The following is a 13063-nucleotide window of genomic DNA, read 5'->3' on the forward strand; positions in this document are numbered from 1 at the left end:
CTCTCCCCCTCACGGGCCGGACCATGACCGCCATGAGCAGGCCACGCGCTTCCCCTCGCGTCAGACCCGCTCGGCCGGGGCGAGCGCCTCGGCGGGAGTGGGCACGGGCGCCCTCTCGTGGAGGGGAACGACCGGCAGGACGGAGTCGGTGTCCTCGCCGAGGAAGACCCGGCGGACGACGCGCTCGGCCGCCCTGCCGTCGTCGAACTCGCAGAACCGCTCGCGGAACGCGGCCCGCGCCTTGGCCGCCTCGTCGGTGTCCCAAGCCCCCGACACCAAGGTCTCGGTCAGCTCGTCCTGGGACGTGGTCACGACCCCGGGCGCCTCGGTCATGAGGTCGAAGTACGTGCCACGTACCGCGCGGTAGATGTCCCAGTCGTCGGCATAGACGATGATCGGACGGTCGAGGTTCGCGTAGTCGAACATGGCCGACGAGTAGTCGGTGATCAGGGCGTCCGACGCCAGGTACAGATCCTCGACGCAAGGGTGCCGGGAGACGTCGCGAACCCGGCCGGCAGCCGTCAGGTGCGCCAGCTCGGGCGAGGGGCCGTAGAAGTAGTGGCCCCGGATCATCAGCGTCACGTCCGGGCCGAGGCGCTCGGCCAGCCGGACGACGTCGAGGCGCGGGGTGAACCCGGCCTCATGCTCGCGGTGGGTGGGCGCGTACAGGAACACCTTGCCGCCGTCGGGCAGGTCGAGGGCCTGCCGGGCACGGCGGACGTCGGCGGCGGTCGCGTTCACGAGAACGTCGTTGCGCGGATAGCCCGTCCCCAGCGAGGTGAACGAGCAGGGGTAGACCCGCTCCCAGATCTCCGTGGAGAAACGGTTGGAGGAGAGGCTGTAGTCCCAGCGGTCGCAGCGCCGCAGCAGGTCCGTGAAATTCATCTTCGTCGAGGCCGGGAACTTCTGCTGGTCCAGCCCCATGGACTTGAGCGGCGTCCCGTGGTGCGTCTGCAGGTGCACCGAGCCCGGGCGCTTGACCACGCGGTCGGGGAAGTTCACGTTGTTCACGGTGTACTTGGCCCGCGCCACGGCCGCCCAGTACTCCCGGGAGCCCGGCCGGACGACCTCGACACCCGGCGGAATCTCCTGGCCGGCCGGGTCCCTCAGCACCCAGACCCGGCGCATCCCCGGCACCAGCCGGGCCAGGGCTGTGTCAATGGCCGCGGGGTTGCAGGCGTACGAGCGGTTCCAGTAGGCGGAGAAGACGGCCAGGTTCTCGTCGAGCGGGCGACGGAGCTGAGAGGCGTAGTAGGCGCCCATGGCCCTGCGCTTGGCTCGATTGATCTGGCGCCTGCCATGCCGCCGCAGAGCACCGCGGGCTGTGGAGACGGCCCGCGTCCCGGCCATGGCCGAATACGAGCCGAGTGCGAAGAGGGAATACTTGTGCCCTTGCGCTCCGTGCGGGCGGACGAAGTCGGCCGGGACGCGGCGACGATAGGCGGCGACGGCCCGCTGGAAGAAGTCCGCTCGGGCGTCGGAGGGGAGACGTCCAGGGCGCTCCAAGACCGTGATGAAGTGGTCCACCATCTTGCGGAAGAGATGGTGACGCCACCGGTCCAGCTCGGGATGCGCGTCGAGGTAGGCGAAGACGCGTTCGTACTGGTCGAACACGTCGAAATGCCTGCGGCTGACCGTGCGCAGGATGTTGCCGCCCTCACGGCGCTGCCGGTAGTGCACGCATATGCGGTCCAGCACGGCCAGCCGGTCTGCCGCTATGAGTGAGCAGAACGTCCAGGGGGCGTCCTCGTAATACCCGGGCGGGAACTGGAAGCCCTGGCGCTCGACGAAATCGCGACGGTAGGCCTTGTTCCAGACGATCTGGAGCAGGTCGAGGAGCTCTGGCCGTTCGTCCAGCGGGAAGGAGCCCGCGCCGGTGCCCTCCTCGCTGAGCAGTGAGGCGAGCAGGTTTCGCTTGGTGGTGCCGTCCCAGTAGGTGCGGGCGTAGTCGAAGATGAGGATGTCCGGGTGGCCGGTCGCGTCCAGCCGGTTCACGATGGCCCGCAGCGAGCCGGGGGTGAGGGTGTCGTCACTGTCCAGGAACAGGACGTAGTCCCCCCGGGCGACCTCGAGCCCCGCGTTGCGCGCTCTGCCGAGGCCGACATTCTGGGGGAGGTGCAGGACCCGAACTCGGTCGTCCCGGGCCGCGTACTCGTCGAGGATGGCCCCGGAGGCGTCGGGCGAGCAGTCGTCGACGCCGACGATCTCGAAGTCGTCGAAGTCCTGTCCGACGATGGAGTCCAGGCACTCTCTGATGTATCCCTGCACGTTGTACGCGGGGACGACGAGCGTGAGTCGAGGCATCCTTCACCAGTCCGTAAGGGGGGTTCCAGCAGTCCGGGAAGCTGTGGAGGTGGTCAGAGGAAGCTGTGGAGGTGGTCAGAGCTCCCACTAGCGCACCCCGAGGTCTGTAGTCAGACAGACGTGAGGACGACGCCGGGAGTTGCCCACGGGTGTAGTGATCCGGGCCATACTGCGGGGGCCAATCAGCCACACAAAGACGGAATCCTCAATACCGTTCACCGTTTCACACACCGGCCACACCGTGGACGGATACTCACACACCACGGACACGCTATCCACGCGGTCGGCCGCAGAGCTTCAGCACCCAGATCCAGTCCCTCGGGAGCGCACCACCTCCTCCGACGAAGCCCTCCGCGCCCGACACTCCAGGGTGACCGGGCACACAGTCAACCTCGTCCGCCGCCAAGCATGCCTGCTTCTACCAGGTTCTGTCCGACGGATCATGTGCCTGTCGGACCCACGACTCGTTGGTCCCGGCTGTTCCCACCTGTTCCGCCCCTTGACTCCCGGCCTGGTGTGCCGCGGCAGCCGGGGAGACGCGCGGGTATGGCCATGCGGGCATGGTCAGCCCTCGGCCAGGGCTTCGGAAGTAGTGCTCGCGGTCGGCCGGGGCGCGGCTGCGGGCGGGGCACAAGTGAAGCCGTCACCACGGCACCGACATAGGGGATGCTTGGCGCGACGAATGACGAGCCCGGCACGGCAATCCGAGACGGGATCTGTGAACGGGCGGATATCCAGTCTGGACTTTCTGCTCACGTTGTTCAGGAAGGACTCCCAGCGGCACCCCCACGGGTCATGACACCGGGCGGGCGTCGGTCCAGGTGGACTCGAACTCCTCGCGGTAGGTGGAGAACAGGCCGTCGTCCTCCGGCGAGCCCGGGGGAGGGTCCTGGACCAGGGTGCGGCCGCCGCCGCGGAGGACCAGGACGGGCGACTCCATGCCGCGGGCTCGGCGCAGATAGGGCTGGACGACGGCGAGGCCGTCTGGCTCGTCGCCGTCCACCAGGTAGGCGGTGAAGCGCGGCGTCTCGTCGAAGACGTGGATCCGGAAGGCCGCGGCGTCCCGCACGCGCGAGCGGACCCGTCGCATGTGCAGGATGTTCATCTCCACCGCGCGGCTCAGCTCGCCGCGCTTGAGCCCGAGCTCCCGCTCGCGGCGGCGGACGGCGCTGCTGGCCGGGTTGAGGAACAGGAGCCGGACGCGACAGCCGGTGTCGGCGAGGCGGACGAGGCGGCGCCCGGAGTAGTTCTGCACCAGCAGGTTGAGGCCGATGCCGATGGCGTCGATGCGGCGGGCGCCGCCGAAGAGGTCCTCGGCGGGCAGGCTGCGCTGGAGGCGGACGCGGTCGGGGTGGACGCCGACGACGTCGGCGAAGCGGTCGCCGACGAGCTCCTCGACCGCGTCCACCGGAAGGCGCCCGGCTAAGGCGGCGTCGGCGCCCAGCAGGGTGAGGATGCGCTGCGAGGTGCGTTCCGTCTGGGCCAGCACGGCCGGGGACAGGGCGCGGTTGCGGGAGACGGCGCTGCGGGCGAGCTCCAGCTCGTCCAGGGCCAGCTCCAGCTCGCGGCGCCCGGCGAAGTACGGCTCGTAGCAGGGCCAGTGCTGGACCATCAGCTCCCGCAGCTGCGGCAGGGTGAGGAAGGAGAGCAGGTTGTCGTCGGCCGGGTCGAGCACGTAACCCTTGCGGCGGCTGACCTCCCGTACCGCGACGGCGCGCTGGACCCACTCCTGTCCGGCCGGGCCGGCGGCGGCGACGACCCACTCCTCGCCGTGCACGGGCTCGTAGACGGGGCGCAGGACGGCGGCGACGACGGCCCGGAGCCGCTGCTCGACCAGGTTGAGCCAGACGTAGGCGCGGCCGGCGCGCTGTGCCCGGGTGTGCACGTCGGCCCAGGTGGCCGCGGACCAGGAGAGGCCGGCGCCGATCTCCACCGGCTGGGCCACCGAGACCGTCCCGGCCCGTGGCTCGGGGACGTCGGCGGCGCTCTCGCCTGGATTGCCGCCGCCCGGTGGGAGCTCCAGCCCTCCCGAACTCACCTGTGCACCGCCTTCCGCCCCCATGGTTCGATCAGGGGAGCCTACTGCGGATCCGGGACGCGGCAGCACCGTCCCCCGCCAACTTCCTTTGCCTCGCGACCCCGCCAGGGGAAGATAGTCCCTTGTGTGACGGCTCGTGCACACGGTGTTCACCACGCGCTGAACGGCGCAGGCCGGGCCGTGCGGCAGAAACGGACCGGGTAGACAGGGAAGAGGGCCCATGCAGATCTGGCCGGGGCAGGCGTATCCGCTGGGTGCAACGTACGACGGCGCGGGGACGAACTTCGCCGTCTACTCGGAGGCGGCCGAGCGCGTGGAGCTGTGCCTGCTGCACGAGGACGGCTCGGAGACGGCCGTCGAGCTGCGGGAGTCGGACGCGTTCGTGCGGCACGCGTACCTGCCGGGGATCATGCCCGGTCAGCGCTACGGCTTCCGGGTGCACGGGCCGTACGAGCCGGAGCGCGGACAGCGGTGCAACAGCGCCAAGCTCCTGCTGGACCCGTACGCCAAGGCGATGAGCGGCAGCATCGACTGGAACGAGGCGGTGTACGGGTACCACTTCGGCCAGCCGGAGCGGCGCAACGACCTGGACTCGGCGCCGCACACGATGGCCTCGGTCGTGGTGAACCCCTACTTCGACTGGGGGGACGACCGGCTGCCGCGGACGGAGTACCACCGCACCGTGATCTACGAGGCCCACGTCAAGGGTCTGACGATGCTGCACCCGGACCTGCCGGAGGAGCTGCGGGGGACGTACGCGGCCCTGGGCCACCCGGCGATCGTCGAGCATCTCACCCGTCTGGGCGTCACCGCGCTGGAGCTGATGCCGGTCCACCAGTTCGTGACGGACCACCGGCTGGCGGACGCCGGGCTGACGAACTACTGGGGCTACAACACGATCGGGTTCTTCGCCCCGCACAACGCCTACGCCTCGTGGGGCGACCGGGGCCAGCAGGTGCTGGAGTTCAAGCAGATGGTCCGGGCCCTGCACGCGGCGGGCATCGAGGTCATCCTGGACGTCGTCTACAACCACACGGCCGAGGGAAACCATCTGGGGCCGACGCTGTCCTTCCGCGGGCTGGACAACACGTCCTACTACCGGCTGGCGGACGACCCGCGGTACTACATGGACACCACCGGGACCGGCAACTCGCTGCTCATGCGCAGCCCGCACGTGCTCCAGCTCATCATGGACTCGCTGCGCTACTGGGTGACGGAGATGCACGTGGACGGGTTCCGCTTCGACCTGGCGGCCACCCTGGCCCGGCAGTTCCACGAGGTGGACCGGCTGTCCTCGTTCTTCGACCTGGTGCAGCAGGACCCGGTGGTCAGCCAGGTGAAGCTCATCGCGGAGCCGTGGGACGTCGGCGAGGGCGGCTACCAGGTGGGGAACTTCCCGCCGCTGTGGACGGAGTGGAACGGCCGCTACCGGGACACCGTGCGGGACCTGTGGCGGGGCGAGCCGCGCACGCTCGCGGAGTTCGGCTACCGCCTGACGGGCTCCTCCGACCTCTACCAGGACGACGGCCGGCGGCCGCTGGCCTCGATCAACTTCGTCACCTGCCACGACGGATTCACCCTGCACGACCTCGTCTCGTACAACGAGAAGCACAACGACGCCAACGGCGAGAACAACCGGGACGGCGAGAGCCACAACCGCTCGTGGAACTGCGGCGCCGAGGGCGAGACGCAGGAGCCGGGCGTGCTCGCCCTGCGCCGCCGCCAGATGCGCAACTTCGCGGCGACGCTGATGCTCTCCCAGGGCGTGCCGATGCTCAGCCACGGGGACGAGTTCGCCCGCACGCAGCGCGGCAACAACAACGCGTACTGCCAGGACGGCGAGTTGTCCTGGGTGCACTGGCCCGGTCCGGGCGAGGAGCACCCGATGTGCGAGTTCGTGCGGGCGATGGTGTGGCTGCGGCGGGACCACCCGGTCTTCCGGCGGCGGCGGTTCTTCCACGGCCGCCCGGTGGAGGGCACGCACGACGAGCTGTCGGACATCGCGTGGTTCACGCCCGAGGGTGAGGAGATGGCCCAGCAGGACTGGCAGGAGACGCACGCCCGGGCGCTGACCGTGTTCCTGGGCGGGCACGCGATCTCCGAGCCGGGGCCGCGCGGCGAGTCGGTGCACGACGACTCGTTCATCATCATGTTCAACGCGCACAACGAGAAGCTGGAGTTCACCGTGCCGGCGGATCACGGTCGGCAGTGGCGCACGATCGTCGACACCGCCCGGGAGGAGGGCCACCCGCCGTGGGTCGGTCCGAACGTGGCCGGCGGCGAGGTCGTGACGGTGACCGATCGCAGCCTGGTGGTGCTGCAGCGGCCCGCGTGACGGCCACCCGTCGGGCCGGCCGGCCGCTCACGTCTTCAGGACGACGGCGGCGTCGGCGGGCAGCGTGGTGCCGGTGGGGCGCCGGGTGGCCGCCAGCGGCTCGCCCTCGGCGAGCGCGGGCACCTCGGCGGGGGCGCCGCCGAGGTTGACGGCGACCAGGAGACCGCTGTGGCGCAGCGTCAGCCAGCGGGCGCCGTCCGCCGTCCGGCCCGCCTCGGCGGTGACGTCACGCAGGCGCAGGCCGGGGTCGAGGTGTGCGCGGCGGACGGAGACGAGCCGCCGGTGCCAGTCGAGCAGCCGGGCGTGCTCCGGCTCGACGGGCTCCGCCCAGTCCAGGCAGGAGCGGTCGCGGGTGGCCGGGTCCTGGGGGTCGGGCACGTCGTCAGCCGCCCAGCCGTGCGCGGCGAACTCCCGGCGCCGGCCGGTGCGGACGGCCTCGGCCAGCTCCGGGTCGGGGTGGTCGGTGAAGTACTGCCAGGGGGTGCGGGCGCCCCACTCCTCCCCCATGAAGAGCATCGGTGTGAAGGGGCCGCACAGCACCAGTGCGGCGGCGCAGGCGGCGCGTTCGGGTGAGAGCGTGGCGGAGAGGCGGTCGCCGAGGGCCCGGTTGCCGATCTGGTCGTGGGTCTGGGCGTAGCCGACGAAGCGGTGGGCGGGGGTGGCGGGGTCCACGGGGGCGCCGTGGCCGCGTCCGCGGAAGGTGGAGTAGGTGCCGTCGTGGAAGAAGGCGCCGGTGAGCGTCTTGACGAGGGCGGTCAGCGGGTCGCGGGCGAAGTCGGCGTAGTAGCCCTGGGCCTCTGCGGTGAGCGCGGTGTGCAGGGCGTGGTGGAAGTCGTCGTTCCACTGGGCGTGCAGGCCGAGGCCGCCTTCGGGACGCGGCGCCGTGGTGCGCGGGTCGTTGCGGTCGGACTCGGCGACCAGGAAGAGGGGACGGCCGAGTTCGGCGGAGAGGGCGTCCACGGCGGTGGAGAGCTGGGCGAGGAAGTGTTCGGCACGGGTGTCGGCGAGGGCGTGGACGGCGTCCAGGCGCAGCCCGTCGAGCCGGTAGTCCCGCAGGAAGGCGAGGGCGCTGCCGATGAAGTAGGCGCGGACCTCGTCGGAGCCGGGGGCGTCCAGGTTGACGGCGGCGCCCCAGGGAGTGTGGTGCCGGTCGGTGAAGTACGGCCCGAAGGAGGGCAGCTGGTTGCCGGAGGGCCCGAGGTGGTTGTGGACGACGTCGAGGACGACGCCCAGCCCGTGCCGGTGGGCGGCGCCGACGAAGCGGTGCAGGCCCTCGGGGCCGCCGTAGGGCTCGTGGACGGCCCAGGGCGCCACCCCGTCGTACCCCCAGCCGTGCCGGCCGGGGAACGGGCTCAGCGGCATGAGCTGTACATGGGTGACGCCGAGGCGGGCGAGATGGTCCAGGCGGCCGGCGGCGGCGTCGAACGTGCCCTCGGGGGTGAAGGTGCCGACGTGCAGCTCGTAGAGCACGGCCCCGTTCAGCTCCCTGCCGGACCAGGCGTCCGTCGGCTCGGGCCACGCGGTGCCGAGGACGGCGCTGAGCCCCTCGGGTCCCTCGGGCTGGCGGCGCGAGCGCGGATCGGGGCGGACGGGGCCGTCGTCCAGCACGAAGCCGTAGCGGGTCCCGGACGCGGCGGGCGCGGACGCCCACCACCAGCCGGGGCGGGCCGGGTCCCGCTCCATCGGGCGGTCGGCCGGCGCGGCGGCCCCGGGGCCCGGGGCCAGGCGCAGCCGGACGCGTTCGGCGTGTGGTGCCCATACCTCGAAGAGCATGGACACCATGGTCGGGGCCGCGCGGCCCGCGCGCCACGGGACGTCGGCGGAGCGCCGGCGCCGGGTGGGGCCGACCTGGACAGGGGCCCGCCCACGACGGACAATCAACGGCTATGACGACGTACGGGTTCGCAGCTCAGCCCCCGCGCCTGACCGACGCGGAGCGGGATCAGGCGCTGGCCGTCCTGCGGGAGAGCGCCGCGGACGGACGCGTCTCGCATCGCACGTTCGAGCGCCGTATGGACCTGGTACTGCATGCCCGGCATCCCGGCGAACTGTACGCCGTCCTGCACGATCTGAGCACGCGCCGCCCGCGGCCCGGGCTGCTGGAACGGCTCCTCGGCTCGATGTCGGCGTTCCCTGCGCGGATGCGGCGCGCGTGGCTGCACGAGCGGCTGCCCGAGCTGCTGCTGCCCTGCCCCGGGCCGTACCCGCTCTCGATCGGGCGGGCGGCGGGCTCGGTGCTGCGGCTGAACGACCACACCGTCTCCCGCACGCACGCCCAGCTGCGGCACACGGGGCTCGGCTGGTCGCTGCGGGACCTCGGCTCGTCCAACGGCACCTGGGTCAACGGCCGCCGGGTGACGGGGTCGGTGATGGTGGGCCCCGGTGACCACGTGCGCTTCGGCCGCGTCGGCTTCCGGCTCACCGCGCCCTGACGCCGTCTCAGCCCCTCACTCCCGCACGAGCAGCGCCACCGGGGCCTCGGCCAGGAGGGACGCGAGGTCCGCCCGCCCTTCGAGGTCAGCCAGCTCCTCGTCGTACGGGCGCGTGGAGAGCAGGTCGCGCCAGCGCCCCGGGGGCAGCGGGAGCACCGTGCCCCGCCAGCCGCCCGTCTCGGCGAGCCGACGGCCCAGCCGGGTGACGACGGTGAGCACGGTGACCGAGCCGGCACCCGCCTCGCTGGCCTCGCCGCCTCCGCCGCCGTCGCCGGGACCGCGGCCGAAGGCCAGGCAGTGTTCCGCGGCCGGGCCGTGCGCGGTGAGGGGCGCATAGCGGGCGCCCGCGCCGAACCAGTGCGGGTGGCGTGCGCGCAGCCGCAGAGCGGCCCGGGTGATGCGGAGCTTCTCGTCGTCCGGCTCGGACTCCGGTGCCGTGAGGTCCGGGGGCCGGCGGTTGTCGGGGTCGACCAGGGCTCGGTAGGTGCGTTCGGTGCCCTGGTAGAGGTCCGGGACGCCGGGCATGGTGAGGTGTAGCAGGGTCATGCCGAGGGCGGTGACGCGTGTCTGGGTCCGGGTGGCCTCGGCGTAGGCGGCCAGTGCGGCCCGGCCCGCGCCGCGGGGGCCGGCGTCGAGGTACCGTCCCACCGCCGCCTCGTAGGCCGCGTCGGGCTCGGTCCAGGTGGTGTGCAGGCCCGCCTCCCGGACGGCCTTGAGCAGGGCGCCGAGCAGCCGCTCGCGGTCGGGCGTGCCGAGCCCGTGGGCCGTCTGCCAGACGAGCCACGCGGTGTGCCGGTCCACGGCAGCGCCTCCGGTGCGCGCGACCTCTTCCGTGACCTGCCGCAGGAGGACGTCCCAGCCCGCCGGGTCCTCGCTGAGCGTCGCGAGGGCGGCGCGCACGTCGGCGCTGCGCTTGGTGTCGTGGGTGGACAGGACGGTCCCGGTGTCGGGCCACTCGCGCTGAACGTACGCGCAGTAGGCGTGGAACGCGGCGGGCGGCAGGGCCGGTTCGCCGGGGTCGCCGCCGACCTCCGCGGCGGAGAGCAGGGGCAGGTAGCGGTAGAACGCGGTGTCCTCGACGGACTTGGCCCGCAGCGCTCCGGAGACCTGCGCGAACCGCGTGGCCAGCTCCTTGTCCCGCAGGACGAGCCGGCTCACGACGTCGACGGTGGCGGCCTCCTCCGGGACGGCGAACGTCGCCCGGGCCTCGGAGGCGATGTCGGTCGACAACGCGTTGCCGAGCACGGGGTCGTCGTCCGGCGGCCGGTAGAGCCGGTAGACGGGCAGGCGGACGAGCAGCTCGCGGAGCGCCTGGGCGAGCGTCCAGTCGGCGTGATCGCCGCGGCGCTGACCGTCGGCGCGGGCCAGGGCTGCGCGGGCGGTGCGGACCAGACGGCGCACCTCGGCGGCCAGCTCGTGGCCGATCACCTCGTGAGCGGCGCGGCGCACGGTGGCGGCCCAGTCCCCGCCGAGATCGTCGGCCACCTGGGTGAACTCGCGGTAGAGGTCGGTGAGCCGGGCCGCACCCTCGGGGTCCACGAAGACGGCGTCGATGTGGCGCAGGGCGTCGTAGCCGGTCGTCCCGGCGACGGGCCAGTTGACCGACAGCCGCTCGCCGGGGCCGAGGATCTTCTCCACGACCGTCCACGCGCCACGGGTGCGCGTGTGGAGGCGGCGCAGATAGGCGCCGGGGTCGGCCAGGCCATCCGGGTGGTCCACCCGCAGCCCGTCGACGACCCCCTCCTCCAACAGGGCCAGGACGCGTTCGTGGGTGGCCTCGAAGACGTCCGGGTCCTCAACCCGGACGCCGATGAGCTCGGAGACCGAGAAGAACCGGCGGTAGTTCAGCTCGGTGCGGGCCAGCCGCCACCAGGCGAGCCGGTAGTGCTGGGCGTCCAGCAGCTCGGTCAGCGGGAGGGACTCGGTGCCGACGCGGACGGGAAAGCGGTGCTCGGCGTAGTGCAGGACGCCGTCCTCGACCCGGAGCGCCGCCAGCTCCTCGCTCAGCCGCCCGCCCAGCACGGGCAGGAGCACGCGGCCGTCGCCCGCCTCCCAGTCGATGTCGAACCAGTGTGCGTAGGGCGAGGAGGGCCCGTCCGCGAGGACGGACCACAGCGGCCCGTTGAGGGCGGCGGGGGCCGGGACGGCCATGTGGTTCGGCACGATGTCGAGGACGAGCCCGAGGCCGTGGTCGCGCGCCGTGCGGGACAGCGCCCGCAGTCCGGCCTCCCCGCCCAGCTCCGCCCGGACGCGGGTGTGGTCGGTGACGTCGTAGCCATGGGTGGAGCCGGGCACGGCCTCCAGCACGGGGCTCAGGTGGAGGTGGGAGACGCCCAGCGCAGCGATGGCCGGGACGTCGCGGGCGGCGGCGGCGAAGGGGTAGGCGGGCTGGAGCTGCAAGCGGTACGTCGCGGTGGGCACCGGGGTACCGGACCGCGGTGGACGCATCGTCACGTCTCGAATTCTTTTCCGCCCTCCGTGCCCCGTCAAGGCGGCCCTGTCCGCCTGGGTGAGGCCCCGCTCCTGCCGGATCTCGTGCAGCCGGTACCCGCGAATCCGGGATTCCGCCTTGGTGCGAGCGGTCTGCTTCCGGCCTCCCGTTCGGCGTCGCTGACATCGGGCTGGGCTTCGCGGGCTCGCCCCGCGCGCTCGCGGGCCGCGGCTCGTTGAGATCGTGCACCCCGCTTCCGTGCATCCGGTCGCCCCGCGGGCGCCCCAGCGTCGGCCCGGCTCACGCCAGTTCGTCTATCACGGCCGCCACCAGGTCGGCGCTGGGCCTGTCCGGCGGATCATGCCGCAGTGGCCGCTCGACGCTGACGCAGCGCGTCGGCTGACGATGCGCTGGCACCCCTGGATCGTCAGGCCTATTGACCTCAAGTGCAGTTGAAGAACCAGACTCGGCGTCGATCGCACCACATAGTGAGGAGTTGCTGATGACGACCGTGCAACGGCGCGAGGAGACCGGCCTTTCGGGTGGGAAGGTCGAGGTCGCGGAGATCGTGACGCGCTACGAGGCCGCGTTCAACGAAAACGACGCCAGGGCCATGAACGCCCTCTTCACGTCCGACGCGGTCTTCGTCAACTTCAGCGGCACTCTGGTGTTCGGAGCTGACCGCCTCTACGAGGCGCAATCCCTCGTCTTCGCTGAGGGCGGTCCCTTGGCCGACATCACGGTGCGCTACACCATCGAGAACTTCGCCCTCCTCACGCCCGAGGTGGCCGTGGCTCATGCTCGCCAGAGGTCAGTCGAATCCGATGGCCAGGCGGAGAACGCCAGTGATCCCATGGAAGGCATCCTGACGATGACACTGATACGGGACGCCGCCGGCCAGTGGCGTATCCGCATGGCCCAGAACACACCGGTTTCCCGGTCGTAGGCGGAATCGGGACTGGTCGGGCTTGACCATCCTTCAGGAGCTGCCTTGCGGATCGCGGGCGGAGCCAGAGCCTGGTCGAGACGGCGGTGACGGTGCCGTGGAAGACGTCGGCGCGTTTGTCGAACCCGGTGGCTGAGGCTCGGACGTTCCTCAACGCGCTGGTGGTGCGCTCCACTTCGTTCCCGCGCTGGCAGATCGATTTGTCGAACGCAGTGGGGCGGCCACCTCGGCTGCCGCGTTCTCGCCGGTCGGCCCGCTGATCCTTTGGTTCGGGGGATGGTGTGCCTGATCTGTCGCCACCGCAGGTAGCGGCGGTGGCCGTGGCAGGAATATGCCTGGTCGCCGCCGAAGCGGTCCGGTCGGGTCCGCGGCCATCCGCGGCCGCGACGGAGGACGCGGATGCGTTCCACAACGGGGATGAGTTGCGGTGCGTCGCCCCACTGGCCCGGCGTGACGATCAGGGCCAGTGGCGGCGACCTCCCTCACCGTCGAGATGGATCTTGCAGGTCGGACCGCCCTGGGAGCGTCCGAGCCCCTCGTCTGGGCGGTGCTGCCACCACCGTCCCCCACGCCGCAC

The 13063-nt window shown here is 72.0% G+C and carries 7 protein-coding genes and 1 pseudogene; 3 read left to right on the top strand and 5 right to left on the bottom strand.

Annotated features, from left to right (window positions below; genetic code table 11):
- Window positions 1-60: 60 nt before the first annotated feature.
- Together HPT28_RS17865 and HPT28_RS17870 are read right to left on the bottom strand one after the other, a co-directional pair.
- A complete protein-coding gene (locus HPT28_RS17865; RefSeq protein WP_219092120.1) occupies window positions 61-2304 on the bottom strand; it encodes a bifunctional glycosyltransferase family 2 protein/CDP-glycerol:glycerophosphate glycerophosphotransferase in 2244 nt (747 codons plus the stop codon).
- A 793-nt stretch (window positions 2305-3097) separates the two neighbouring features.
- Entirely contained in the window at window positions 3098-4342 is a 1245-nt protein-coding gene (locus tag HPT28_RS17870) for an SAV2148 family HEPN domain-containing protein (protein WP_219092121.1), read from the bottom strand.
- Window positions 4343-4562: 220 nt separating this feature from the next.
- Between HPT28_RS17870 and glgX the strand changes: the two genes are divergently transcribed.
- The gene (gene glgX / locus HPT28_RS17875) at window positions 4563-6677 is read left to right on the top strand and encodes a glycogen debranching protein GlgX (protein WP_219092122.1); all 2115 of its coding nucleotides are present in this window, start codon (window positions 4563-4565) and stop codon (window positions 6675-6677) included.
- A 27-nt stretch (window positions 6678-6704) separates the two neighbouring features.
- Here glgX and treZ read toward each other — a convergent pair whose 3' ends face one another.
- A complete protein-coding gene (gene treZ / locus HPT28_RS17880) occupies window positions 6705-8450 on the bottom strand; it encodes a malto-oligosyltrehalose trehalohydrolase (RefSeq protein WP_219092123.1) in 1746 nt (581 codons plus the stop codon).
- Window positions 8451-8563: 113 nt separating this feature from the next.
- Between treZ and HPT28_RS17885 the strand changes: the two genes are divergently transcribed.
- Window positions 8564-9109 carry a DUF1707 and FHA domain-containing protein gene (locus HPT28_RS17885; RefSeq protein ID WP_219092124.1) on the top strand — a complete coding sequence of 182 codons (546 nt, stop codon included), beginning with the start codon at window positions 8564-8566 and terminating at the stop codon, window positions 9107-9109.
- 15 nt (window positions 9110-9124) lie between these two features.
- On the opposite strand, the gene treY is transcribed toward HPT28_RS17885, so the two are convergent.
- Window positions 9125-11557 (bottom strand): malto-oligosyltrehalose synthase, encoded by a 2433-nt coding sequence (gene treY / locus HPT28_RS17890; protein WP_219092151.1) that lies wholly within the window; start codon window positions 11555-11557, stop codon window positions 9125-9127.
- Window positions 11558-12042: 485 nt separating this feature from the next.
- Here treY and HPT28_RS17895 point away from each other — a divergent pair, with 485 nt between their 5' ends.
- Complete coding sequence (locus HPT28_RS17895) at window positions 12043-12486, top strand: SgcJ/EcaC family oxidoreductase (RefSeq protein ID WP_219092125.1); 444 nt, start codon at window positions 12043-12045, stop codon at window positions 12484-12486.
- Between the two features lie 58 nt (window positions 12487-12544).
- Here the strand turns inward: HPT28_RS17895 and HPT28_RS27080 are convergent.
- Window positions 12545-13039, bottom strand: a pseudogene (locus HPT28_RS27080) (IS5/IS1182 family transposase); the annotation flags it as partial.
- Window positions 13040-13063 lie beyond the last annotated feature (24 nt).

It is taken from the genome of Streptomyces sp. JJ38 (assembly GCF_019303475.1).
Lineage (GTDB): Bacteria > Actinomycetota > Actinomycetes > Streptomycetales > Streptomycetaceae > Streptomyces.